At 62.0% G+C, this 23,341-nt stretch carries 34 protein-coding genes; 11 read left to right on the forward strand and 23 right to left on the reverse strand.

From position 1 onward, the window contains the following. Nucleotides 1-3: 3 nt before the first annotated feature. From rpsE to rpsH, 4 genes are read right to left on the reverse strand one after another with little or no spacing between them, the layout of a single operon-like run. Nucleotides 4-630, reverse strand: a complete 627-nt coding sequence (gene rpsE, locus QKE52_RS06610; RefSeq protein WP_046648464.1) for a 30S ribosomal protein S5 — start codon at nucleotides 628-630, stop codon at nucleotides 4-6. Between the two features lie 40 nt (nucleotides 631-670). Further along, complete coding sequence (rplR, locus tag QKE52_RS06615; RefSeq protein ID WP_046648465.1) at nucleotides 671-1,072, reverse strand: 50S ribosomal protein L18; 402 nt, start codon at nucleotides 1,070-1,072, stop codon at nucleotides 671-673. 3 nt (nucleotides 1,073-1,075) lie between these two features. Next, on the reverse strand, nucleotides 1,076-1,612 hold the full coding sequence (gene rplF, locus QKE52_RS06620) for a 50S ribosomal protein L6 (protein ID WP_049157327.1): 537 nt from the start codon (nucleotides 1,610-1,612) through the stop codon (nucleotides 1,076-1,078). Nucleotides 1,613-1,626: 14 nt separating this feature from the next. Then, nucleotides 1,627-2,010, reverse strand: coding sequence for a 30S ribosomal protein S8 (gene rpsH / locus QKE52_RS06625; RefSeq protein WP_049157329.1), 384 nt, complete (start codon nucleotides 2,008-2,010; stop codon nucleotides 1,627-1,629). Between the two features lie 311 nt (nucleotides 2,011-2,321). Between rpsH and QKE52_RS06630 the strand changes: the two genes are divergently transcribed. Further along, on the forward strand, nucleotides 2,322-2,570 hold the full coding sequence (locus tag QKE52_RS06630; RefSeq protein WP_049157331.1) for a DUF6457 domain-containing protein: 249 nt from the start codon (nucleotides 2,322-2,324) through the stop codon (nucleotides 2,568-2,570). Then, the gene (gene fdhD / locus QKE52_RS06635) at nucleotides 2,567-3,418 is read left to right on the forward strand and encodes a formate dehydrogenase accessory sulfurtransferase FdhD (protein ID WP_070511319.1); all 852 of its coding nucleotides are present in this window, start codon (nucleotides 2,567-2,569) and stop codon (nucleotides 3,416-3,418) included. The genes QKE52_RS06630 and fdhD overlap by 4 nt, the downstream gene beginning before the upstream one ends. Here fdhD and QKE52_RS06640 read toward each other — a convergent pair. The 6 genes from QKE52_RS06640 to QKE52_RS06665 form a co-directional block, all read right to left on the reverse strand. After that, nucleotides 3,387-4,172, reverse strand: a complete 786-nt coding sequence (locus QKE52_RS06640) for a formate/nitrite transporter family protein (protein WP_070511317.1) — start codon at nucleotides 4,170-4,172, stop codon at nucleotides 3,387-3,389. The two genes, fdhD and QKE52_RS06640, sit on opposite strands and share 32 nt — an antisense overlap. 211 nt (nucleotides 4,173-4,383) lie before the next feature. Next, nucleotides 4,384-4,935, reverse strand: coding sequence for a 50S ribosomal protein L5 (gene rplE / locus QKE52_RS06645; protein WP_046648471.1), 552 nt, complete (start codon nucleotides 4,933-4,935; stop codon nucleotides 4,384-4,386). A gap of 1 nt (nucleotide 4,936) precedes the next feature. Next, the gene (gene rplX, locus QKE52_RS06650) at nucleotides 4,937-5,251 is read right to left on the reverse strand and encodes a 50S ribosomal protein L24 (RefSeq protein WP_005527724.1); all 315 of its coding nucleotides are present in this window, start codon (nucleotides 5,249-5,251) and stop codon (nucleotides 4,937-4,939) included. Nucleotides 5,252-5,255: 4 nt separating this feature from the next. Further along, nucleotides 5,256-5,624, reverse strand: coding sequence for a 50S ribosomal protein L14 (gene rplN / locus QKE52_RS06655; RefSeq protein WP_046648472.1), 369 nt, complete (start codon nucleotides 5,622-5,624; stop codon nucleotides 5,256-5,258). A gap of 410 nt (nucleotides 5,625-6,034) precedes the next feature. After that, nucleotides 6,035-8,038, reverse strand: a complete 2,004-nt coding sequence (locus QKE52_RS06660) for a sucrose-specific PTS transporter subunit IIBC (RefSeq protein ID WP_293777420.1) — start codon at nucleotides 8,036-8,038, stop codon at nucleotides 6,035-6,037. Nucleotides 8,039-8,147: 109 nt separating this feature from the next. Continuing rightward, nucleotides 8,148-9,446 (reverse strand): glycoside hydrolase family 32 protein, encoded by a 1,299-nt coding sequence (locus QKE52_RS06665; RefSeq protein ID WP_347948423.1) that lies wholly within the window; start codon nucleotides 9,444-9,446, stop codon nucleotides 8,148-8,150. Nucleotides 9,447-9,467: 21 nt separating this feature from the next. Here QKE52_RS06665 and QKE52_RS06670 point away from each other — a divergent pair, with 21 nt between their 5' ends. Together QKE52_RS06670 and QKE52_RS06675 are read left to right on the forward strand one after the other, a co-directional pair. Then, nucleotides 9,468-10,343: a carbohydrate kinase gene (locus QKE52_RS06670; protein WP_070546022.1), complete on the forward strand. Its 876-nt coding sequence runs from the start codon at nucleotides 9,468-9,470 to the stop codon at nucleotides 10,341-10,343. Beyond that, nucleotides 10,340-10,732, forward strand: a complete 393-nt coding sequence (locus QKE52_RS06675) for a hypothetical protein (protein WP_070511311.1) — start codon at nucleotides 10,340-10,342, stop codon at nucleotides 10,730-10,732. Before QKE52_RS06670 ends, QKE52_RS06675 begins: the two co-directional genes overlap by 4 nt. A gap of 91 nt (nucleotides 10,733-10,823) precedes the next feature. On the opposite strand, the gene rpsQ is transcribed toward QKE52_RS06675, so the two are convergent. The 11 genes from rpsQ to rpsJ are packed head-to-tail and all read right to left on the reverse strand — an operon-like array spanning nucleotide 10,824 to nucleotide 15,992. Then, nucleotides 10,824-11,105 (reverse strand): 30S ribosomal protein S17, encoded by a 282-nt coding sequence (rpsQ, locus tag QKE52_RS06680; RefSeq protein ID WP_010189641.1) that lies wholly within the window; start codon nucleotides 11,103-11,105, stop codon nucleotides 10,824-10,826. Nucleotides 11,106-11,107: 2 nt separating this feature from the next. Further along, nucleotides 11,108-11,338, reverse strand: a complete 231-nt coding sequence (gene rpmC / locus QKE52_RS06685; RefSeq protein WP_046648476.1) for a 50S ribosomal protein L29 — start codon at nucleotides 11,336-11,338, stop codon at nucleotides 11,108-11,110. Beyond that, on the reverse strand, nucleotides 11,338-11,754 hold the full coding sequence (rplP, locus tag QKE52_RS06690) for a 50S ribosomal protein L16 (RefSeq protein ID WP_010189643.1): 417 nt from the start codon (nucleotides 11,752-11,754) through the stop codon (nucleotides 11,338-11,340). Before rplP ends, rpmC begins: the two co-directional genes overlap by 1 nt. A 3-nt stretch (nucleotides 11,755-11,757) precedes the next feature. Beyond that, nucleotides 11,758-12,504: a 30S ribosomal protein S3 gene (rpsC, locus tag QKE52_RS06695; protein ID WP_049157353.1), complete on the reverse strand. Its 747-nt coding sequence runs from the start codon at nucleotides 12,502-12,504 to the stop codon at nucleotides 11,758-11,760. Further along, nucleotides 12,504-12,866 (reverse strand): 50S ribosomal protein L22, encoded by a 363-nt coding sequence (rplV, locus tag QKE52_RS06700; protein ID WP_010189645.1) that lies wholly within the window; start codon nucleotides 12,864-12,866, stop codon nucleotides 12,504-12,506. Before rplV ends, rpsC begins: the two co-directional genes overlap by 1 nt. 3 nt (nucleotides 12,867-12,869) lie before the next feature. Further along, on the reverse strand, nucleotides 12,870-13,148 hold the full coding sequence (rpsS, locus tag QKE52_RS06705) for a 30S ribosomal protein S19 (RefSeq protein WP_010189646.1): 279 nt from the start codon (nucleotides 13,146-13,148) through the stop codon (nucleotides 12,870-12,872). A 13-nt stretch (nucleotides 13,149-13,161) separates the two neighbouring features. Further along, entirely contained in the window at nucleotides 13,162-13,998 is an 837-nt protein-coding gene (gene rplB, locus QKE52_RS06710) for a 50S ribosomal protein L2 (protein WP_010189648.1), read from the reverse strand. 35 nt (nucleotides 13,999-14,033) lie between these two features. After that, nucleotides 14,034-14,336, reverse strand: coding sequence for a 50S ribosomal protein L23 (gene rplW / locus QKE52_RS06715; protein WP_046648478.1), 303 nt, complete (start codon nucleotides 14,334-14,336; stop codon nucleotides 14,034-14,036). Then, on the reverse strand, nucleotides 14,336-14,998 hold the full coding sequence (gene rplD, locus QKE52_RS06720; protein ID WP_010189650.1) for a 50S ribosomal protein L4: 663 nt from the start codon (nucleotides 14,996-14,998) through the stop codon (nucleotides 14,336-14,338). Before rplD ends, rplW begins: the two co-directional genes overlap by 1 nt. Then, the gene (gene rplC, locus QKE52_RS06725) at nucleotides 14,995-15,651 is read right to left on the reverse strand and encodes a 50S ribosomal protein L3 (protein WP_347948424.1); all 657 of its coding nucleotides are present in this window, start codon (nucleotides 15,649-15,651) and stop codon (nucleotides 14,995-14,997) included. The genes rplD and rplC overlap by 4 nt, the downstream gene beginning before the upstream one ends. 35 nt (nucleotides 15,652-15,686) lie before the next feature. After that, on the reverse strand, nucleotides 15,687-15,992 hold the full coding sequence (gene rpsJ, locus QKE52_RS06730; protein ID WP_003848085.1) for a 30S ribosomal protein S10: 306 nt from the start codon (nucleotides 15,990-15,992) through the stop codon (nucleotides 15,687-15,689). 648 nt (nucleotides 15,993-16,640) lie between these two features. On the opposite strand from rpsJ, the gene QKE52_RS06735 reads away from it, so the two are divergent. From QKE52_RS06735 to QKE52_RS06765, 7 genes are all read left to right on the forward strand, one after another. Further along, nucleotides 16,641-17,138, forward strand: coding sequence for an Asp23/Gls24 family envelope stress response protein (locus QKE52_RS06735; protein ID WP_046648480.1), 498 nt, complete (start codon nucleotides 16,641-16,643; stop codon nucleotides 17,136-17,138). A gap of 1 nt (nucleotide 17,139) precedes the next feature. After that, on the forward strand, nucleotides 17,140-17,445 hold the full coding sequence (locus tag QKE52_RS06740) for a hypothetical protein (RefSeq protein ID WP_102234687.1): 306 nt from the start codon (nucleotides 17,140-17,142) through the stop codon (nucleotides 17,443-17,445). A 32-nt stretch (nucleotides 17,446-17,477) separates the two neighbouring features. Then, a complete protein-coding gene (locus QKE52_RS06745; RefSeq protein WP_010189668.1) occupies nucleotides 17,478-17,672 on the forward strand; it encodes a hypothetical protein in 195 nt (64 codons plus the stop codon). Next, on the forward strand, nucleotides 17,672-18,556 hold the full coding sequence (locus QKE52_RS06750) for an Asp23/Gls24 family envelope stress response protein (RefSeq protein ID WP_246819152.1): 885 nt from the start codon (nucleotides 17,672-17,674) through the stop codon (nucleotides 18,554-18,556). Before QKE52_RS06745 ends, QKE52_RS06750 begins: the two co-directional genes overlap by 1 nt. After that, nucleotides 18,553-19,131, forward strand: a complete 579-nt coding sequence (locus QKE52_RS06755; RefSeq protein WP_347948425.1) for a DUF6286 domain-containing protein — start codon at nucleotides 18,553-18,555, stop codon at nucleotides 19,129-19,131. Before QKE52_RS06750 ends, QKE52_RS06755 begins: the two co-directional genes overlap by 4 nt. Continuing rightward, nucleotides 19,124-19,690, forward strand: a complete 567-nt coding sequence (locus tag QKE52_RS06760) for a hypothetical protein (protein WP_070821422.1) — start codon at nucleotides 19,124-19,126, stop codon at nucleotides 19,688-19,690. The genes QKE52_RS06755 and QKE52_RS06760 overlap by 8 nt, the downstream gene beginning before the upstream one ends. A 92-nt stretch (nucleotides 19,691-19,782) precedes the next feature. Beyond that, the gene (locus tag QKE52_RS06765; protein ID WP_347948427.1) at nucleotides 19,783-20,892 is read left to right on the forward strand and encodes an HNH endonuclease signature motif containing protein; all 1,110 of its coding nucleotides are present in this window, start codon (nucleotides 19,783-19,785) and stop codon (nucleotides 20,890-20,892) included. Nucleotides 20,893-21,260: 368 nt separating this feature from the next. Here the strand turns inward: QKE52_RS06765 and QKE52_RS06770 are convergent, their stop codons facing one another. Both QKE52_RS06770 and tuf read right to left on the reverse strand, forming a co-directional pair. Then, complete coding sequence (locus QKE52_RS06770; protein WP_071410140.1) at nucleotides 21,261-22,025, reverse strand: hypothetical protein; 765 nt, start codon at nucleotides 22,023-22,025, stop codon at nucleotides 21,261-21,263. 108 nt (nucleotides 22,026-22,133) lie between these two features. Beyond that, a complete protein-coding gene (gene tuf, locus QKE52_RS06775) occupies nucleotides 22,134-23,324 on the reverse strand; it encodes an elongation factor Tu (protein WP_046648489.1) in 1,191 nt (396 codons plus the stop codon). Nucleotides 23,325-23,341: the final 17 nt, after the last annotated feature.

The raw sequence follows: 23,341 nt of genomic DNA on the forward strand, positions 1-23,341 counted from the left end.
TGCTTATGCCTCCTGACCTGCGCGCTTGCGCAGCATCTGGGCCGGTGCGACGTCCTCGAGGGACTTGCCACGACGTGCGGCAACTTCCTCCGGACGAACCAGCTGCTTGAGGCCGTCCACGGTAGCGCGGACGACGTTGAGAGCGTTGTCGGAGCCCAGGGACTTCGACAGAATGTCCTGCACGCCAGCGCACTCAAGCACCGGACGAGCAGCACCGCCGGCGATGACACCGGTACCCGGAGCGGCCGGCTTCATCATGACGATGCCAGCTGCGTCGCGACCCTCAACCGGGTGGGTAATGGTGCCAGCAATCATCGGGACGCGGAAGAAGTTCTTGCGAGCCTCTTCTGCACCCTTCTGGATTGCGGCCGGGACTTCCTTGGCCTTGCCGTAGCCGACGCCCACCATGCCCTGGCCGTCGCCAACGACGACGAGAGCGGTGAAGGACATGTTGCGGCCACCCTTAACGGTCTTAGCGACGCGGTTGATGGTCACAACGCGCTCGATGTACTTATCGCGCTCGTTGTCCTGCTGGTTGCGGCGGTCGTTACGACGGCCGTTGTTGCGACCCTTGCGGTCGTTGTTGTTCTCGGCGGAGCGTCCGCCGTCACGCTGTTCACGGTCCGACATTAGGCGTTCCTTCCGTTGATGTTTCCGTATGCCTTAATCATTAGAACTGCAGACCACCTTCGCGAGCGGCGTCGGCCAGCGCAGCAACGCGGCCGTGGTACTTGTAGCCTGCACGGTCGAAGACGACCTGCTCGATGCCAGCAGCCTTGGCGCGCTCAGCGATGAGCTGGCCTACCTTGGCAGCCTTGGCCTTCTTATCGCCCTCGAGTGCACGCACGTCGGCTTCCATGGAGGAAGCTGCAGCCAGGGTGTGGCCGGCCAGGTCGTCGATGACCTGGACGTGCATGTGGCGGGAGGAGCGGTGAACGACCAGACGCGGTGCCTCAGGGGTGCCGCGGAGGGTCTTACGGATGCGGAAGTGGCGGCGCGCGCGTGCTTCACGACGACGCGAGGAAATGTCCTTGCCAACCGGGGTGCGCTTTGCGTTTTCAGTGTTAGCCATTGCTTACTTACCCGTCTTTCCGACCTTGCGGCGGACCTGCTCGCCGTCGTAGCGAATACCCTTGCCCTTGTAAGGATCGTCCTTACGCAGGCGGCGGATGTACGCGGCGACCTGTCCAACCAGTTGCTTGTCAATACCAGATACGGAGAGCTTGGTTGCGCCATCCACAGCGAAGGTGATGCCCTCCGGAGCCTCGATGAGGATCGGGTGGGAGTAGCCCAGAGAAAACTCCAGGTCCTTGCCCTTCTGCTGGACACGGTAACCGACACCGAAGATTTCCATCTTCTTGGTGTAGCCCTCGGTCACGCCAACAACGGCGTTGTTGACCAGGGAGCGGGATAGACCGTGCAGGGCGCGGTTCTTGCGGTCGTCATCCGGACGGGAGACCTTGATCTCATCGTCCTCGACGGCTGCGGTGATCGGCTCCGGCAGCTCAACCTCGAGGGTGCCCTTGGAACCCTTAACGTTGACAACCTGGCCGTTGATGGTGATCTCGACGCCCTTCGGGACGGCGATAGGTGCTAGACCGATACGAGACATGTGTCAATCCTCCCTTACCAGACGTAGGCGAGAACTTCTCCGCCTACACCCTTCTCCTGAGCCTGACGGTCGGTAAGCAGACCCTGAGACGTGGAAATGATGGCCACGCCCAGGCCGCCCAGAACCTGCGGCAGTTCGGTGGACTTTGCGTACACACGCAGACCCGGCTTAGACACGCGACGCAGACCCGAGAGGGAACGCTCACGGTTGTTGTACTTAAGCTCGAGGGTCAGCTCGTGGCCCTCGACGGAGTAGTCAGCGATGTAGCCTTCCTGCTTCAAGATCTCAGCGATGTTGGCCTTGATCTTGGAGGTCGGCATCGACACGACGTCGTGGTGCGCATTAGATGCATTGCGCACGCGCGACAGCATGTCGGCAATAGGATCAGTCATAGTCATATGAGTGACCTGTAACCTTTCTCGTTGCGGTTCCCGTAAAAGCTCACCAAAGCGTTTTCCGTGTGATTTCGGGCTACTCACGCTCCCCGCGGTCAATACCGCGAGGCGCTCGCCACCCTTTGATACAGACAACGGTCCGCTATCTACGGCGAGGGGCCTACAACAAAGTAGATATGTTCAATTCTTCCGGCTTGGCACGTTTCCGCACCTCCTGCGCTGTTTTCGCGGCGCAGGAGTGGGAAAATGCAAGTCCGTCGGCTTACTCTACCCGCTGACATGCTGTTTTCCAAAACGCGTTAGCATGAGAAGTCATGAGTGAAACACCAGACCCCATCCGCACCGCCCACCAGTGGCTCCAGGAGGCCGCCGAGCTTCTCGACGTCTCCCCGGCCGACGCCACCGCCCTCGTCACGGAGTTGCTGGATCTGACCAAGGATGTTGCCCACACCCAGTCCCGGCCGGCCGCTCCCCTAACGGCCTACCTGGTGGGCCTAGCGTCTAAGGACACAGAGGAGGCCCGCGCTCACATCGCCACATTGAAGGAGGCCCTTAACCGATGAGCGGGCGCATCAACGCCACCTTTGCCGTAACCAAGGTGCGCCTCGATGAGAACGGGCAGGTCACCCAGGTAGATACCCGCGGCGATACCGTCGCCGGCGAAGAGCCGCTGGAGATCCGCGTGGGCGGGCAGACGCTGACGACGACGATGCGCACGCCGGGACACGACGTCGAGCTAGCGCATGGTTTTCTTCATTCCGAAGGACACATCGAGAAGGTCAGCGATGTCCGGGAGGCCCGCTATTGCGCTGGCGCCTCGGTGGACGGGCGCAACCCCTATAATCTGCTCGATGTGGAGCTGGCTAACCCGCACGCCATCACGCTGGCTGATCTGCGCCTGACCACCACCACATCCGCCTGCGGGGTGTGCGGCACCTCCTCCATCGAGGCGCTGATGAAGCAGAGCCGCTACGAGATTCCGCGGGTGCCGGTGGATCCGGGGATCGTCGCCAAGCTGCCCGAGGCCCTCAAGCGGGAGCAGAAACAGTTCCGCAAGACCGGCGGCATTCACGCCGCTGGGGCCTTTACTCTCGACGGCGAGCCCGTCGTCGTCCGCGAGGACGTGGGCCGCCACAACGCGGCCGACAAGGTCATTGGCCACCTGCTCATGGAAGGCATGCTCCCCGCCTCCGACCTCATCCTGGTGATGAGCTCGCGTGCGAGCTTCGAGCTGGTCAACAAAGCTGCCATGGCCGGCTTCGGCATGCTCGTTGCGGTCTCCGCCGCTTCCTCCCTAGCCGTGGAAACCGCCCGGGAGACCGGCATGGCGCTGGTTGGCTTCGCGCGCGGCGACCGCTTCAACCTCTACTCGGGCGAACTTAATCGCGGTACGCTTCCGGGCCAGAGTTAAGCCAGGCGTACACGCCGCCAATAAGGAAGCCGCCGCCGATGAGGTTTCCCACCCACACGATGGACCAGTTGGCCAGGACCGCACCGAGAGTAAACCCCTCAGGCAGCGGGCTCGCACAGAAGAAGGTCAAGGTCATCAGGCAGAAGTTGGCGATAACGTGCTCCAGGCCCAGGCCCACAAAGCAGGCGATGATCGGCACGATGACGAAGAACTTGGACACCACGTCCTTGGCAAAGACCGCGCCGACGATGGCCATGTTGACCACGAAGTTGGCCAGCATGGCCTCCACCAGCAGCCCGCCTGGGCCCTTGATGAGCTTGCCCATCGCGAGGTTGGCAATGAGATGGTTGGGGTCGATTCCGCCCAGCTTGGCCGACATTCCCATGGCTGCGGCAAAGAGGGCAGCACCAACCAGGTTAAACAGCGTCGTGACCACCAGCAGCCACAGGCCCTTGCCCCAGCCCACCTGTTTAGTTACGGCGCCATAGACCATGTACATCATGTTGCCGGTGGCCAGCTCCGCGCCGAGAAGGACGATGGCAAACAGTCCCAAGCCGAACAGGCAGGCAAAGACCAGCGAGCCCAGGCCTTCCACATGCTTCTCGACGCCCATCCCCATCACCGCAGCAAACGCCGTACCGATGGCGAGGTACACACCCGCCAGGGTGGAGCGCACAGCGAACCGGCCAAAGGACTCGTCGAGCAACGCAACCTTTTTCTTTACCGCGGCTGCCGAAGCATCATTCAGGGACATCATTCACCTCAGGGGAATCGTTAGTTCGCAGACGCCAGTAGTTTACTCCCCGCTTGTTCGAACCTCATAGGAAGCGATGACTCTGCCTTGCCCCTAGAACGCAATATCTCCGTCCTGACCCAAAAGGCATGCAAGCGCAAAAATCCCCGGCCTCCTTACGGAGTACCGGGGATGCTCTTCACCTATGTATTAGGCGGAAGAATTCGCTACGTTACTTGAACGGGAAGCCGAGCTCGCGCAGGAGCTTGCGGCCCTCCTCGTCGTTGGTAGCGGAGGTCACGACGGTGATGTCCATACCACGCGGGCGGTCCACCTTGTCGATGTCGATCTCGTAGAACATGGTCTGCTCGGTGAGGCCGAAGGTGTAGTTGCCGTGGCCGTCGAACTGCTGGTCGGAGAGACCGCGGAAGTCGCGAATACGCGGCAGCGCGATGGTCAGCAGGCGGTCCAGGAACTCCCACATACGGTCGCCGCGCAGGGTAACGCGTGCACCGATGGGCATGCCCTCACGGAGCTTGAAGTTAGCGATGGACTTCTTAGCGCGGCGCACCTGCGGCTTCTGGCCGGTGATAGCGGTAAGGTCCTCGAGAGCACCGTTGATCATCTTGGAGTCGCGGGCAGCGTCGCCCACACCCATGTTGACAACGACCTTGGTGACGCCCGGAATCTGCATCACATTGTCGTACTTGAACTCTTCGTTCAGAGCCTTCTTGATTTCCTCGCGGTAGCGGGTCTTCAGACGCGGAGTGTAGTTCTCGCTCATGTTAGATGTCCTTCCCGTTGCTACGTGCGATGCGGACCTTCTTGCCGTTTTCGTCGAAACGGTAGCCCACGCGGGTCGGGTTGCCCTCGGAGTCAACGATCGCAACGTTGGACACGTGGATCGGAGCTTCCTGGGTAACGATTCCGCCGGACTCGGCGCCACGCTCGGTAGCGGAGTTAGCAACGTGCTTCTTAACGCGGTTGACGCCCTCAACGAGGACCTTGTCGCGCTTCGGGTATGCCTCGATGACCTTGCCCTTCGCGCCCTTGTCCGGGCCCGAAATAACAATCACCATATCGCCCTTATGAATCTTCATAAGACTAGATCACCTCCGGTGCGAGAGAAACGATCTTCATGAAGCGCTTGTCACGAAGTTCGCGAGCAACCGGGCCGAAGATGCGGGTACCGCGCGGCTCGTTGTCACCCTTGAGAATAACTGCGGCGTTTTCATCGAATGCGATGTAGGAGCCGTCCGGACGACGGGTCTCCTTCTTGGCACGGACGATGACGGCCTTGACGACATCGCCTTCCTTTACGTTGCCACCTGGGATGGCTTCCTTGACAGTGGCGACGACGATGTCACCAATGCCAGCGAAACGTCGAACGGAGCCGCCGAGAACGCGGATGACGAGGATCTCTCGTGCACCGGAGTTGTCGGCGACGCGCAGACGCGATTCTTGCTGAATCACTATGGGTCTCCTGACCTGGATTAACGTGCGTCAAGATTTCCGTCCTTGACACACCTGGTCTACTTGCTCACGTGGCACAGGCTGTGCGACGAACTCGCTGTTCACAGCGGTCGAAGGGTCTCGGTGCGGCGATTCGGAAACGCATCGCGCTGCACCGACCGGCCATATGCAACCCATACATTCAAGCATGCTCGCCGCTGTTTCCCCAAATCGCGCGCTGCACCACTTCGCCGCCCTACGACACTTCTCATCCCCTCAAACCCAAATGTGCAGACCTCAAAGTGCAGAGGCGCTGGTGGCGTCGTGAAGCGCACGCGCAGTGCTTGGCGACGACCAGCGTGTCTGCACTTCCAGGTCTGCACTTATGGAAGCGGCGGACGGGCCCCTAGGCCTTGTCCACTGAAGCACCCCTAGGCCTTCGAGGTTGATGCAGCAGGTGCTGCATCAGCGGGTTCCGGCTTCGGGTCCACCGTCAGAAGCTCATCGCCGAAGGAGATCTCCTCGCCCGTGGCATAGGCCGGGAGGACCGGACCCGTCTTCTTCGAGTTGGAGACGACGACCGGCGTGGTCACCGGGTAATCGGCTGCCTTGATCGCATCAATGTCGAACTCGCACAGCAGGTCACCAGCCTTCACCTCATCGCCCTTGGAGACGTGCGAGGTGAAGTGTTCGCCCTTCAGGTTCACGGTATCGAAGCCGATGTGCATGAGAATGTCCACGTTGTTGCCGTCGGCATCCTTGCCGCGCACGGCATACGCGTGCTTGGAGGGGAAGGTGACGGTGACCTTACCGTCGATCGGGGAGACAAGGCGCCCCTCGGAGGGCTCGACGGCCGCACCCGCGCCTAGCTTGCCCGCCGCGAACATCGGATCCGAGACCGACTCCAAAGCGATAGCAGTACCAGCCAGCGGGGAGGCCACGCGATAGGCGTTCGGGTCAGCGGTGGCAGCAGGTACCGCGCCGCCGGCACCGGTAGCAGCACCGGTCTCATCAGGATCGATGGAACCGTTCTTGGCAATCAGGTAGCGGCCATAGGCAAAGGCCACACCGAAGGACAGGATCAAAGAGGTAAAGGCGCAGATGAAGAACTGCGTGTAGTCCTCGGGGCGCATGGACACGAAGCCGATGAAGCCGGCGGCGCCGAGGGCGGTGGCTTTGACGTCGAAAAGCGCAATGAGCGTCGCAGCAATCGCGGAGGCGCCCATGCCGATGTAGAACGGCCAGCGCAGTCGCAGATTCACACCGAAGATGGCGGGCTCGGTAATGCCGAAGAGCGCGGACACACCCGAGGCACCGGACAAGCCCTTGAGCTTCTCAGAGCGGGCCAAGAAGTAGACCGCCAGGGCCACGCCACCCTGGGCAATGTTGGCCACGGAAGCCACCGCGAAGATGAAGGAACCGCCCTCGTTCCACAGCATCGTCTCAATCGGCGGGAAGGACTGGTGCAAGCCCGTGATGACGATCGGCGAGTAGAAGAGACCAAAGATGAAGCCGCCCACCGGGCCGGCGAACGTGTAGAGGTCATTCAGACCAGCACCGAGCATGTCGCCAGCGGTGCGCAGCACCGGACCCACCGCAATGAAGGTGATAAAGCCCGTCACCAGCAACGTCAGCAGCGGGGTAAGCAGGAAGTCCACCGTGCCCTTGAGGTGCTTGTGCAGGAATTTTTCAATCGTGGCAAGAATCCAGGCGATGACGAGGATGGGCAGGATGGAGCCTTGGTAGCCGGCTTGGGCCACGTCGAGGCCGAAGATGTTCCAGTAGGTCATCTCCCCCGCTTCGATGGTCGCGGCTACCTGGTAACCGTTGACCAGGTCCGGCATCACCATCGCCATAGCCATGCCGGCGCCGAGGAACTCGTTGCCGCCGAAGCGCTTGGTGGCGGTAAAGCCCACCAAAATAGGCAAGAACGCAAACGGCGCGGAAGCCAGGAGGTTGATAAGCCCGGCGACATCGGCCATAGCCGGGAACATCTCAATGACTGACTGCTCGCCAAAAAGGCCGTTGACGGTGAGCACGTTATTGAGCGCCATGAGCAGACCGCCACCGACCAGAATCGGGATGAGCGGCACGAAGATATCCGCGAGGACCTTCACCGCGCGGGAGAACCAGTTGCCGGAATCGGCGGCGATGTCCTTGAGCTTGTCGGTGGAGACCGCGATGTCCTTGGTGGTTATCTTGTTGAGTTGGTCGAAGACGATGTTGACATCGCCCGGGCCAACGATGACCTGGAACATACCGCCGGCCTCAAAGATGCCCTTGAGGTCCGGATCGTTTTCCAGCGCAGCCTTGTCGACCTTCTTGCTGTCTTTGAGCACCATGCGCAGGCGGGTGGCGCAGTGAGCGAGCGCCACGATGTTGTCTTCGCCGCCGATGGCTTTCAGGATTCGCTCCGCGACTTGTGAGTGATCCATGCCGCCGTGCCTCCTAGAGTGAGATGAATTATGTAGTGTCACCTTCCATTAGACACGCCACCCCACAGAACGCCAACCATTCGGGCACAAATATAGGAAGATTCACACCCTATCGGGCTTCCCAGCCCTTCCAGCGAGCGCCGCTGGCACCAAAAACCGCCGACGCCCCCGCAATCCGCCCATCGCCCGCAAAGACCTCCACCGCGCAGCCATCCGCGATGAGTTCCAGGGAACCAGCTGGACACGGCACGACGCGCTCATCACCGCCGCAAGCCAAGCGGAGTTCTCCCCCGCCGTAGGTGACGCGGAAGGCTTCGGCCCCGGAGTCGTCGACAAGCGCGTACGTGCCCTCGCCTGCCTGAAGCGTTGCAACCGAGTCGCTTTCCGGCAGCTCCCAGACCGGAGCCTGGCGCAGCCAGCCATCCTCCAACCACACGCGCCGCGGCAGAGTGAGCGTGTGGACCCACCCTTCTTTCACAGTCGGGGTGTCATCCTGCGCCGGCAGGCCCATCCACCCGAGCATGATGGCTTCGCCGTCCTTCTCCACCAGCTGTGGTGCATAGAACTGGTGGCCAAAGTCCAGCTCACTAAAACCACGCTCCACGTGAAAGACCGTGCCATCGAGCCGGCCCACGAGGTAGCCGCACTGGTCGGAGGAGGCGTAGTGCGTGGAGCCGTCGGCAAGCACCGGTTCAAGACCTTGCGGGCAGATGACCAGGACGTCCTTGCCCTCACCCGTAGCGCGGTCACGCAGCGTCACGAGGTTGGGGCATTCCCACATGTAGCCGCCCGGTATGAGGTCCGGGCTCAGGCCCGGCTCGGCCTGGCTGGTATCGAACGTGAGCGCGCCTTCAAAGGACCAGTGCGCCAAGTCCGTGGAGCGGTAGAGCACCACGTGCCCCGTTTCATCCTCCGCTTGCGCGCCGAGCACCATGCGCCAGCCCGCATCATCACGGGTGATCTGGGGATCCCGGTAGTGCCCCGTGAACCCCTCCGCGGGCCCATTGATGAGTGGATTGGCTGGGTCGTGTTCGTAGAAACCACCTGCCGGGCCTGAAGGCTCTACCGCGCGCACGCGGTTCTGCGAGGGAATCCGTACGCCATCGCGCTTGAGGTTGCCGGTATAGAACAGCCAGACGTCCTCGCCGTCGACCACTGCGCCGCCCGAGTAGCAGCCGTGGGCGTCATGCTCACGGATGGGAAACAGCGCGTCCGGGTAGTGCCGCCACGGTTGCGCGGCGCTCAGCGATGCTACTGCGTGCCCCCACCCCGTTTGTTTCTTAGCGTGTGGGAAGCACGGGTCGTGCTGGTAGTAGACGTGCAGAGTATCGCCATCAACAAAGATTCCGTTCGGGTCATTCAAGCGGCCGGAGGGCGGGGAGAGATGAAAAAGCGGACGGTAGTTCATGCCCTCGATAGTATGGGCTCTATGGACATTATGGTGTGTGGCGAAGGCCTCGTTGATCTTGTGCCGCGTGGCCGCGGGCAGCTGGCTGACCTCCAACCGGCGTTGGGTGGCGGCCCCTTCAACGTGGCGGTGGCAGCCGGGCGATTGGGCGCTGACGTGGGCTTTCAGTCCCGTCTATCGAAGGACGCATTCGGCTGTGCGCTGGAGGAGCGTCTCACCGAGGAGGGCGTGGACACCTCCCTTGTGCAGCGCGGCGAGGAACCCACCACGCTGGCGGTGTGCAACATCGCCGACGATGGCTCGGCCACCTATTCCTTTTACACGGAGGGTACTGCCGACCGCTTCGTAGAGCCCGCGCTTGCCGACGTCCCCTGGGCCTGCTTCGGCACCGTCTCCCTAGCGCTGGAGCCGGGCGCCTCGCGCTATGCCGCGCTTCTCAAGGACTTGGCTGCGCGCGGGACGAAGGTGGCGCTGGACCCGAATATCCGGCCCTTCTTCGCCACTGCGGAGCACCGCGAGTTCCTGCTGAGTCTGCTTCCCCACGTCACGCTGCTGAAGCTCAGTGAAGAAGAGGTTGATTTCCTTGGGGCTGGGGCACTGGAGCAGGTACCGGTGGTGGTCACCACGCGCGGGGCGGACGGGCTGAGCGTACGCACGGCGTCGGTGTCATTGGAGGTCCCGCCGGTGAACGTCGAGGTGGCGGACACCATCGGCGCGGGCGACACGGTGATGGCTGCACTCCTGACGCTTCTGGCTGAACGGGACGGGACTGCAGCCGAGCTCAGCGCCGAAGACTGGCGCGAGATCCTGCAGTTTGCGGCGGCTGCCGCTGCGATCACGGTCTCACGCACCGGCGCCCAGCCGCCCACACGCACCGAAGTAGAGGCGCGGCTGTGAACTATCCCCTGCGCGCGGCGGTGTTGAACGCGGTTCTCCTCGTTCTCGTCGCGATATGTTTCCTCCTGCCGGTATTCTTCGGCACCTCGGCCCTGCTCCCGGTGCCCGTCGCGGCCTGGACATCGGTCATCCTTGCCGTGCTAGCGCTTATCGACGCCTCCTACCACGCCTTCTCCCCCACCCAACGCCCCACCCGCGGCCTGCGCGCGCTCACCGCCCTCGGGGCGGGCACGCTCATCGCAGGCTGGTTGGTCTGGGTTCAGATCTTTAACACCATCGACGTGACCAGCACTACGCCCTACCGCATCGGCACGTTCCTTCTCGCGGTCGGCGCGGTGCTCAGTGCGTTTTGCCTTGCCATTGCGCTCACACACCGCGGCGCGCGCTAGAGGATCTGGTCTCGGAGAAGAGCGCCGTGCAGGATCAAAAATAGCCCCCACGATAACCGTGGGGGCTATTCACGTAGAAGAGGGCTAGATTTTACTTAGCCTTCTCCACGATCTCGACGAGACGGAAGTGCTTGTCCTTGGACAGCGGGCGAGTCTCGGCGATGAGAACGCGGTCGCCGATGCCGGCGGTCTCGTTCTCGTCGTGCGCCTTAACCTTCTTGTTAGTGCGCATGATCTTGCCGTAGAGGGCGTGCTGCTTGCGGTCCTCGAGCTCGACAACGATGGTCTTATTCATCTTGTCGGAGACAACGATGCCGGTGCGGGTCTTGCGAGCGCCCTTTTCCTTCTTAGTGTTCACGTTTGCCTCACTCATGATTAAGCCTCAGCTCCCGGAGCAACGGACAGGCCCAGCTCGCGCTCGCGCAGAACGGTGTAGATGCGGGCAATGTCGCGCTTAACCGTGCCGATGCGGCGGTTGTTGGTCAGCTGGCCGGTGGCCTTCTGGAAACGAAGGTTGAAGAGCTCTTCCTTCGCGTCCTTCAGGCGGTTCTCCAGCTCAGCGTTGTCGAGCTCGCGGAACTCGTGGGCGGGGGTACCGTTAGCCATTAGAACTGGTCCTCCTTCTTGATGATGCGGACCTTGCACGGAAGCTTCTGACCAGCGCGGCGCAGGGCCTCGATGGCGGTAGCCTCGTTCGGGTAGGTCATCTCGAAGAGGATGCGGCCCGGCTTAACGTTGGCAACCCACTTCTCGACGGGACCCTTACCGGAACCCATACGCACGCCGAGCGGCTTCTGGGTCAGCGGACGGTCCGGGAAGATGTTGATCCACACCTTGCCACCACGCTTGACGTGGCGGTTGATGGCAATACGTGCGGCCTCAATCTGGCGGTTGGTGATGTACGCCGGCTCGAGAGCCTGGATGGCGTAGTCACCGAAGTTGATGCGGTTACCGCCCTTGGACACACCCGAGCGGGTCGGGCGGTGCTGACGACGGTACTTGACGCGCTTAGGAATCAGCATGGATTAGCCCTCCTGCTTCTGCTGTGCGCGCTGGCGACGCTGGCCACCACGACGCGGACGACCGTTGCGGTCACCGCGGCCACGGCCCTGCGCCGGAGCGTTCAGTTCGGACTCGCGGACGCCACCGACAACGTCACCCTTGTAGATCCACACCTTGATGCCAATGCGGCCGAAGGTGGTGTGGGCCTCTGCGGTGCCGTAGTCGATCTCGGCGCGAAGGGTGTGCAGCGGAACGCGACCCTCGTGGTAGCGCTCGGTGCGGGACATCTCAGCGCCGCCCAGACGACCAGCCAGGAGGATCTTAATACCCTTAACCTGCGGCTGGCGCATAGCGGACTGGATGGCCTTGCGCATTGCGCGGCGGAAGGCCACGCGGTTAACCAGCTGCTCAGCGATGGACTGTGCAACCAGGTTTGCGTTGGCGTCGACCTGCTTGACCTCGAGGATGTTGAGGGCGACCATCTTGCCGGTGAGCTTCTCCAGCTCGCGGCGGATGCGGTCAGCCTCAGCACCGCGGCGGCCAATCACGATGCCCGGGCGGGCGGTGTGAATGTCCACGCGGACGCGGTCGCGGGTGCGCTCGATGACGACGTCGGCGATGCCGGCGCGGTCGAGGCCCTTCTCCAGGTACTCGCGGATCTTGATGTCTTCGGCTACGTAATTTGCGTAGTCCTTATCGGCGTACCAGTGGGTCTTCCAGTCGGAAGTGATGCCCAAACGTAGGCCGTGAGGATGGATCTTCTGGCCCATTACTTGGCCCCTTCCTTCTGGCTCTCGACAACCACGGTGATGTGGCTGGTGCGCTTACGAATCATGAATGCGCGGCCCTGTGCGCGCGGCTGGAAACGACGCATGGTCGGACCCTCGTTGGCGTATGCCTCGGAGATGACCAGGGTGCGCGGATCCAGACCGAAGTTGTTCTCAGCGTTGGCAGCTGCGGATGCAACAACCTTGGCAACCGGCTCAGCGGCGCCCTGCGGAGCGTACTTCAGGATTGCAAGTGCCTCGGCTACGGACTTACCGCGGACCAGGTCGATGACGCGGCGTGCCTTCATCGGGGTAACGCGGACGTAGCGAGCCGTTGCGGATGCGGAGGTGATGGTGTCACTCATCGCTTATCGACGTCCCTTCTTGTCGTCCTTAACGTGACCCTTAAAGGTCTTGGTGGGTGCGAACTCACCGAGCTTGTGACCAACCATGGAGTCCTCGACGAACACCGGGACATGCTTACGACCGTCGTGGACGGCGAAGGTGTGACCGATGAAGTCGGGCAGGATGGTGGAGCGGCGAGACCAGGTCTTGATGACCTGCTTGGTGCCGGCCTCGTTCTGAGCATCAACCTTGTTGAGGAGGTGCTCATCGACGAACGGGCCCTTCTTAAGGCTGCGTGGCATTGTTTACCTCCTCTTAGCGCTTCTTGTTCGGGCGACGACGGCGCACGATCATGTTGTTCGAGTAACGGTTCGGGTTGCGGGTGCGGCCTTCCTTGTGGCCCCACGGCGACACCGGGTGGCGACCACCCGAGGTCTTACCCTCACCACCACCGTGCGGGTGGTCGACCGGGTTCATAACGACACCGCGGACGGTCGGGCGGACGCCCTTCCAACGCATACGGCCGGCCTTGCCCCAACGGATGTTCATCTGGTCAGCGTTGCCAACCTCACCGACGGTGGCGCGGCAACGGATGTCGACGCGACGAATCTCGGAGGACGGCATACGCAGGATGGCGTACTTGCCTTCCTTACCCAGCAGCTGGATGGAGGCACCAGCGGAGCGAGCCAGCTTAGCGCCAGCGCCCGGCTTGAGCTCCACAGCGTGGATGGTGGTACCGGTCGGGATGTTGCGCAGCGGCAGGTTGTTGCCAACCTTGATATCTGCGTTCGGACCAGCCTCAACGATGGTGCCCTGCTTCAGGCCCTTCGGGGCGATGATGTAGCGCTTCTCGCCGTCTGCGTAGTGCAGGAGGGCGATGTTAGCGGTACGGTTCGGGTCGTACTCGATGTGAGCGACCTTTGCAGGGATGCCGTCCTTGTCGGTACGACGGAAGTCGATGAGACGGTAACGGCGCTTGTGGCCACCGCCGATGTGGCGGGTGGTGATGCGGCCGTAGTTGTTACGACCACCAGTCTTGCTCAGCGGGCGCAGCAGGGACTTCTCCGGGGTCGAGCGAGTGATTTCCTCGAACTCAGACACGGAGGATGCGCGGCGACCCGGAGTTGTCGGCTTGTACTTACGAATAGCCATAATTCTTCCTTTTCCTTTCGGCTCTTCGGTGGGGCTTAAGCGCCTGCGCCGAAGACGTCGATGGAGTCGCTGCCTTCACGGAGCGTCACGTAGGCGCGCTTGGTGGACTTACGCTGACCGAAGCCGGTGCGGGTGCGCTTACGCTTACCTGCACGGTTCACGGTGTTCACGGAAGCAACCTTCACGCCGAAGATCTGCTCGACGGCATCTTTAATCTGGGTCTTGTTGGAGTCCGTGGAGACGTAGAACGTGTAGACGTTCTGCTCCATCAGGCCGTAGGACTTCTCGGACACAACCGGTGCGATGATGACGTCGCGCGGGTTAGCGAGCTTAGCCATTACTTCTCCTCCTTAGCTTCCTCGGCGGCGCCGGTAGCGCGCTCGACGAAGGTGTGCAGAGCCTCAACGGAGAACACAACGTCGTCCGAGTAGAGGACGTCGTAGGTGTTCAGCTGGCCGGCGTCCAGGATCTGGACGTTCGGCAGGTTGTTGGCGCTGCGGCGAGCATTGATGTCCTCGCGGCCGATGACCAGAAGAACATTCTTGCGGTCGGTGAGGCGCTCGATGAAAGCCTTGGCCTGCTTGGTGGACGGGGTCTGGCCCGGGACGAGCTCCTCGATGACGTGGATGCGCTCGTTGCGTGCACGGTCAGACAGTGCGCCGTAGAGAGCAGCCTTGATCATGCGCTTCGGGGTGCGCTGGGAGTAGTCGCGCGGAACCGGGCCATGCACGGTGCCACCGCCGGTGTAGTGCGGAGCACGGATGGAGCCCTGGCGGGCGCGGCCGGTGCCCTTCTGGCGGAACGGCTTGCGACCACCGCCGCGGACCTCGCCGCGAGTCTTGGTCTTGTGGGTACCCTGACGAGCGGCAGCGAGCTGTGCGTTGACAACCTGGTGCATCAGAGCAATGGATGCCTCGGTGTCAAAGAGCTCGGCCGGCAACTCAACGGTGCCGTTGGTCTTACCGTCAGCGGTCTGGACGTCTAGCTTGAGGTTGCTCATGCGTGTGCACCGCCCTTCACTGCGGTCTTAACGGTGACGAGGCCACCGCGCGCACCCGGGATAGCACCCTTGATGAGCAGCAGGTTGGACTCGGCATCAATCTTCTGAATCTTCAGGTTCTGGGTGGTCACGCGGTCCTGGCCCATGCGGCCAGCCATGCGCTTACCCTTGAAGACGCGGCCCGGGAACGAAGCGCCACCAATGCCACCAACGCGGCGGTGGGCAGCCTGGTTACCGTGGGCAGCGCCCTGGCCTGCGAAGCCGTGGCGCTTCATGGCGCCAGCGTATCCGTGACCCTTGGTGGTGCCGGTGACGTCGACGAAGGTCACGCCCTCGAAGATGTCCACCTTGACCTCCTGGCCGACCTCGTATGCGGAGGTATCGTCCATGCGGATCTCAGCGACGTAACGGCGCGGGGTCACGCCAGCCTTCTTGAAGTGACCGGCTGCAGGCTTGTTGACCTTGCGCGGGTCCTTCTCACCGAAGGCAATCTGGATGGCGTTGTAGCCATCGGTTTCTACAGTACGGATCTGGGTAACCACGCACGGGCCAGCCTCGACGACGGTCACCGGCACAACGCGGTTCTCCTCGTCGAAGACCTGGGTCATGCCGAGCTTGGTGCCCAGAATTCCCTTGATCTCGTTTTCACTCATTGTTTGTTCTCCACCAAATACGTTGTGTCGATCGCTTACTGGATATTCACGTCGACGCTTGCCGGAAGGTCGATGCGCATAAGGGCGTCAACGGTCTTCGGGGTCGGGTCGAGAATGTCGATGAGGCGCTTGTGAGTGCGCATCTCGAAGTGCTCGCGAGAGTCCTTGTACTTGTGCGGAGAACGAATAACGGCGTATACGTTCTTCTCGGTTGGGAGCGGCACCGGGCCGACAACACGAGCACCCGTACGGGTAACGGTCTCGACGATCTTCTTAGCAGAAGCGTCGATAGCCTCGTGGTCGTAGGCCTTCAGCCGAATGCGGATTTTTTGTCCCGCCACGCTTATCCTCTTCCTCGCTTCCCCACTTTCACATTCCCGGCCTATCCGGGGCGTGAAGCGGTGGGAAATTGCTTCTCGATTTCTCTATAACGTTGTCCGGGCTGGAAGCCATGGCTCAACGCCAGTTGTCTGACTGTCATGACGACCACGAGAGTGACTTAAGGCAAAAGCCCAGAGTGCAGTGCTCGTGACGGGGTACAAGACCCGTAGTCAAAGTAAATAGGAAGAAGACTGGGGCGTGAGATCTTAAAGATCCGCAACCAAAGTCTTATTCATATACTGCCGCTGTTTATTTGCCATGCCCCTTCTCCGGTCCATCTTCTCGGGATTGTCTCTGCTCAAGCGCGGACCTAGCCCGATCGGATGACCTTCGCGTGTAGCTCTAAAAGAACCCCACAACAAAGGTGTCATGTTCGCCTTACCAGCAACAACGCCCTACAAGCATCAGCCTGCGGCTACGTTGCTGTGTTAAAGCAACCCCTGTATTTAAGCACGTAACCTCGCGTTTTCCAAACTCCTGCAGAAACAGTGGGTAACATCACGTTTTGGCCAAGGATTGACTCTCCGCCGCCCCGCGTTCCGCGTTGGCGGTTAAGCTCGTGACGTAGATACAGACCTAATTCAACTACACAGTGAGAGGGATCCACCATGGCTGAGAACACCACCCCCAAGGACGTCGCCGAGCAGACTGCACCGGCTAACGACGCCACCCCGGCCCCTGCCCCGGAGCGCAACAAGAACCTGGAGACCGATTTTGGCACCACCCGCATCGATGATGTCGTTGTGTCCAAGATCGCCGGCATTGCCGCCCGCGAGGTTTCCGGCGTCGCCGCGCTCGGTGGCGGTGGCGCCCGCATGATGGGCTCCATCCGCGAATCCTTCGGCGCTTCCGAGGACGTACGCCAGGGCGTCAGCGTCGAGGTGAACAACGGCACCGCCTCCATTGATATCGCCATCATCGCCGAGTACGGGGTGGCCATCCACGAGCTCGCCGAGGCTATTCGCCGCAACATCATGAATGCTGTCGAGCGCATGACCGGTCTGTCCGTCGATCGCGTCGACGTCGTCGTCCACGACGTCAAGCTGCCGCGTGAAGAAGACGAGTCCGCCGAAACGGCCCCGGCAGTTACCCAGGGCCAGGCATAACGTGACCTCTGCCGAGCTCACCCTCCCCATTGCCACGTCCATAGCGGAGGCGGTGACGGATCTGAGGGGCGTCGCCAAGCTTTCGCCCGGCCGGTTCGGGGAGGTCGCGCTGCTCTTCCCCGGTGAGCGCGTGCACGGCATCCGCCGCCCCAGCCCGCAGGATGACACGCACCTGGAGCTGCACATCGTCGTTGATGTCAGCGCTGGCGTTCCCCTCGCCGAGCTTGGCGACGCCACCCGCACCACCGTCCGCGCCACCTGGCCCGCGGTGCGCCGCGTGGACGTTGTCTTCGACGACGCGGTCTAAAAGGAACCGACACACAGAACTAAAGGAAAACCATGAAGAATTACACCTCCCTCGGCGTGATCGCCGGCTTGGTTCTGGCCTTTTTCATCTACCTCGGCGTGTGGTACGTCGCGCTCGCGGTGTTGCTTGCAGCCGTGGGCGGCGTGATCGGCGCGCATTTCGACGGCCGCATCGACCTCACTGCGGTATGGAAGGGCGTGGTCGGCCAGGATAGAGGCCGAGGCTAGTGAGCACCGCCAAACACGGCCGCACCCGCTTTTCTCTGCGCGCGATGGAGAAGGTGATTAGCTCCGCCATCGCGAGTGTGCCGGGAACCGCGGCTGTCGACGCCAAACTTGCCGGCCTGGCCGGCCGCGCCTTTCCGCGCGTGATGGCGCAGATGGATCCGGATACGCAGATGGTCGCTGTCGACGTCGATATCGCCGTCTACTGGCCCTCCCCCGTCACCGACGTTGCAGCGGCCGTTCGCACGGCGATACGAGAGGCCGTGCGTGATTTCACCGGTTTCCGGACCACCCGCGTCAACGTCACCGTGGGTGGCGCCGTGGCAGGCGAACGCACGACTGCCTTGGCGGTCGAGACACGGGCGCCGCTGCCGGCGCAGATCCCGGCGATTGTTCCGGAGCGTGTCCTCAAGCCCATCACCACCGCGCACGGCGCGCCCGTGCGCCACATCGCGGCCCCACGCGAGGCTCCGGTACGTGCCGTGGCGGCACCGGAGGGACCGCGGGTGCGGGGTGTTGCCACGCCATCCGAGGTTGCGGTTCGCACGGAAGGTTTCGGCCCTTCAGAGCAGCGCTACGACGAGCTGCGGCCAATCGTTACGGCAGCGCCGCGGCCGCTGCGCGTTATTGCTGACCCCGCCCCCGTCAACGTTCGTTCGGTGGCGTCGCCCCAGGAATTCGCGTTGCGCCGCATCACTACTCCCCGCCCGGTCCAGCCGCGGCACGTGGACGTTCCACAGGCACCAGCGCTGCGCTCCCCGCACGCCGAGCCGCTCCAGCTGCGCCCGATTGAGATTCGGCCCTCGGCCCAGTTCACACGCCGGGTAGACGTCCCGCGCCCGGCGCCGCTGCGCGCCATCACGATCAACGATAGGAGGCCATTATGAGTGAGAGCTCCCTGCCCGTTGGCTTTGGTCAACGCCCGAAGGCCTCCCCGCCGGCGCGCGGCTGGACCATCATCCTGGGCGTCGTCCTGCTCGTCGCCGCCGTGGTCGTGGGGCGTGAGGCCTGGGTCGTGGGTGCCGATGAGGGCGCTGCGTCGTGGTTGCAGCCGTTCATCGATGTGATGTCCTCCCCGGAGATCCACGGGTGGATGCTGGTGGCCGGCGGTGCGGCCATCCTCATCGGACTGATTTTGTTGTGGGCGGCGTGTGCGCCGCGGAAGACGACGCACGTGCGGATTGGCTCCGAGGATGCGTCGATGTGGTTGCGCGCGGTGGACATTGCGCGGGTGGCGTCGGCAACGGCGCGTCGGGTGCCAGGAACTACGGCAGCGCGCAGTAGGGCGCGGATCTCTAAGGACCAAGCGCGCATTACGGTGACTGCGACGGGCGATGCCGACGACGCGCAGCTTAAAGAGCGCGTGACTGAGGCGGTGACCGCAGCACTCGCGGCTATTACCCCGACTTCGGACATCACCGTGGTGCTTGAGGATGAACAGGAGGAGATCGCTAATGTCTAAGGCGCTCGCCGGCGTGGACCGTACGATCCTTGCCATTGTGGGAGTCCTTCTCATTGCTCTGGGCGCGTGGCCGATTCTCATTCACTTCAACGTGTCCTTTGCCACCTACCTGGCAACGTGGGTTGACCACGACACATGGGCGGGCTTACCGGAGCAGGGCTGGTGGCCCTATGCGCTGGGCTTGGCGACGATTGTCTGCGCCCTAGCCGGTCTGTGGCTTGTGATCAGCAACCTGCGGCACCATCGGTTTAGCTCGGTCTCTTCGGAACAATCGAATGAGGAGGGCGCGATTAAAACTGAGATGTCCGCTATTGCAGGCGCGGTGGCGGATACCCTCGCTGAGGTTGAGGGCGTGGAGAAGGTCTCGCGGCTCGTCGCCTACGACCGCTCGCGGCCGACTCTGCAGTACGAGGTCCTGGCAGATCCCGATACCCCGTTGCTGCGAATCAAGGACGCCATCGAAGTCAACGACCGGGACTTCCGTGCCGCGTTCCCTGACGTGGATGTGGATACGCGATACAAGGTCCACTTCACGAAGGTGCGCAACGCGGTCCTCTAGATACCACCTACCCTGCTCACAAAACTACTCGTGAGCAGGGTTTTTCTTCTTCCGGTTGCGGGGTTGCGGGTGCTGTTTTAGTCTCTGTGCCCATGGGGGATATTGAAACCTACATCCGCCTCCGCAACTCGGGGATTGCGCTGGTGGAGCATATACCTGGCACACCCGATGAGCTCCGCGCGCTCGGCGCGGATGCCTCCGATGCCACCGAACTTGCCGGTCTGCACCAGGTGTACTTCGGCCCCACCCGCTTCACCGGTAAACAACGCAAAGCCCGTGCTGCAGCCCTTCAACAACGCCACAGCCTGAGCACCCTCACACTGATTGAAACCTACGTGTCGAAGGTCAAGAAGACCTTGGATGCGTGGAACCTCCGAGCCAAACTCGCCGCCACACCCGCACACCGCATCCCCACCGTCGCCGCCACACGCCTGAAAGAACTGCGTTCCAAACGCATAGCCAAACCAGGGGTGCGCATCACCTACCGCGCACAAGGCCCCAACACCCTTTCCATTACTGACGATGCCACCACGATTGCCAACATGCGCGCAGTCCTAGAATCCACCAACAACACCGACCTACTCAAAGCCGCCAACGACGTCTTCTTCAACCAAGCCACCGGCACTAAGCCTTCCGTGCGCACCCAAGTCATCGTCACCCTGAATGAGTTGGACCAAATCATCAACGGTGACGGCGACGAGATCGAACTCAACCTCACCAACGGTGCGCGCATGACCGGGGCAGAATTCCTCACCCACAAGTTTGCCGAAATAGGCTACGCCACCATCGTGCACCCCATTGAAGGGCCCATCAACACCTGGCGGCTCGAGCGCGGAGCAAACTTCAACCAACGCCTTACCCTGCACGCTGAATTCCACACCTGTTCTAGGCCTGGGTGTAATAAGCCAGCTGATTACTGCCAAATCCATCATTTGGTGCCCTGGCAGGCTGGTGGCTACACCAACATCAAGAACCTGACGTTTTTGTGCGCCTACCACAACGGCATTAACGACGATGACCCTTTAAAACCCACCGGGCGAGGCTACATGTACCGGCTGAATACCGGGGTCAGCTTCATCCCACCCTGGGGTACACCAATCACCGCGATGCCGGAATACCAGGAAGCAGTCGCCAGACTCACCACCGAAAAAGCAGCCACAGCGCCAGCACAGCCACCGGACCCACCACCCGACAGCAGCTAACACCCAAACACAAAAAGCGCCGGTAACCTGCGACAAAGGTGCTCCCAATGAAAGAACCCGTCAGACAAAGCCATGCTGACGGGGATATCGGTGATCCCAGGTTGCGCTTCACTCGACGCCGGATACAACAGGGGCAGCCACGGCAGGATCCTTAAGCCCTTAAAGAACGAGACCCAGCAACCACAGCCAGGGTGACAGGGAACTTGGCGAACCCACGCAACGATTCAGGCGTTAACCTCACAGTTCAGCGGGCACATCGGCGATCTAAAACGCGGAACAGCGTGCTAGCGGCTATCTGCTCGAGAAGTGCAGAAGACCTAGCGGGTTACGAGCGTCGCGAGGATTTCGGCGCGCTGAACAGGGCCACGCTAGTAAGGCGAGGCGGACTCGTTCCAAGGCGCGGATTCAGCGAGAATGACCTCCTGGATACGCCCAAAGGTGTGCAGCGTGCCCCGGGAAAGGTGGACGCGAAACGGTTCCCCGATTTCCCCGGCCTCGATGGTGTGCCACGAGAAGTCGGTACGGACAAGCTCCCGGTTCTTGCGCTCCACGATGTGGAGGCCATGGTCAAGGATGATGGTTTCGGAATCGGTACGGATGAACCACACTCGGTCCCCCACGCTGCGCCGCTTAAGACCCGTCAGGTTGCGATGGTCCTCCCGCAAGCGCGTGACGGACTCAACGACACCAAACCGATGCTCGAAGCCTTCGGCATCGGCAATCACGAGCGGTCGTCCTGGTCCAACGGGCCGGAGGGCTGACACCGTCCACGCCACCGGCTGGCCACGCTGCCCGTCCTTGGATATCGGTCTCACCACCGCCACAGACTCCGCCTGTCGGCTCTGCTCCACATTGCGAGGGGCCGCAGTCGTAGGGGCTAGTGTCACGCGGTGTGTGGGCGTAACGACGAGCCAGAGGCCCTCGGTGACGAGATTGGCGTCGAGAGGCACAAGCGGGGGATGCACAGCCGCCATCGCCTCCAGCCGCGCGCTGAGTTCGTCGTCAGGCACGCCCCAGCCGTAGCCCTCCGCCGCCAACATGCCAAACAGGGTTCCCAGGGGAAGGTCCGGTTGGCCTTCCCACGCGGCGCGCAGTGCGGCGAGGGTGCGGTCAATGCGGGTTGGGTCGAACATAACTCTCAAGCCTAGTAGGCCCACGATCACCAAAGCCGCCCAACCCCATCAGGGATTGAGCGGCTCACAGACCTGCTAATCAGGAAGGGCCTTAGGCCCTAGCAAGAATTAGCCCAGGATCTTGGTAACGCGGCCAGCGCCGACGGTACGGGAGCCCTCGCGGATAGCGAAGCGCAGGCCCTCGTCCATAGCGACCGGCTGGATGAGCTCTACGGACATCTCAACGTTGTCGCCCGGCATAACCATCTCGGTGCCCTCAGGCAGCTTGACGACGCCGGTAACGTCGGTGGTGCGGAAGTAGAACTGCGGACGGTAGTTGTCCATGAACGGGGTGTGGCGGCCGCCCTCTTCCTTCTTCAGGACGTAGACGGAACCCTCGAACTTGGTGTGCGGGGTGTAAGCGCCCGGCTTGATGCAAACCTGGCCACGCTCAACCTCTTCACGCTTGGTACCACGCAGAAGCAGACCACAGTTGTCGCCAGCCTCGGTGTAGTCCATCATCTTGCGGAACATCTCGATACCGGTAACGGTGGTGGACATCGACTTCTCCTTGATGCCGATGATCTCGATGTCCTCGTTGACGTTCAGGGAGCCACGCTCAACACGGCCGGTAACAACGGTACCGCGGCCGGTAATGGTGAAGATGTCCTCAATCGGCATCAGGAACGGCTTGTCCAGCTCGCGGACCGGATCCGGGATGGAGTCATCGCAAGCCTGCATCAGGTCGATAACAGACTGTACCCACTTCTCGTCGCCCTCAAGAGCCTTCAGAGCGGAAATGTGAACGATCGGAGCTTCCTCATCGTAGTCCTGCTCAGCGAGCAGCTCACGGATCTCCATCTCGACGAGCTCGATGATTTCCTCATCGTCAACCATGTCACACTTGTTCAGTGCAACGAGGATGTACGGAACGCCAACCTGGCGAGCCAGCAGAACGTGCTCGCGGGTCTGCGGCATCGGGCCATCGGTTGCAGCAACAACCAGGATAGCGCCGTCCATCTGAGCAGCACCGGTAATCATGTTCTTGATGTAGTCGGCGTGGCCCGGGGCGTCCACGTGTGCGTAGTGGCGCTTCGGGGTGGAGTACTCAACGTGGGAGATGTTGATGGTAATACCGCGCTCCTTCTCCTCAGGAGCCTTATCGATCATGTCGAAGGCGAAAGCGGTGTTCTCCTCCGGGTAAGCGTCAGCCAGAACCTTGGTGATCGCTGCGGTGGTGGTGGTCTTGCCGTGGTCGACGTGTCCGATGGTGCCGATGTTCACATGCGGCTTCGTACGCTCGAACTTCTCCTTTGCCACTGTTTGTCCTCCTGGAC

Source organism: Corynebacterium sp. c25Ua_47 (assembly GCF_039907205.1).
Lineage (GTDB): Bacteria > Actinomycetota > Actinomycetes > Mycobacteriales > Mycobacteriaceae > Corynebacterium > Corynebacterium hiratae.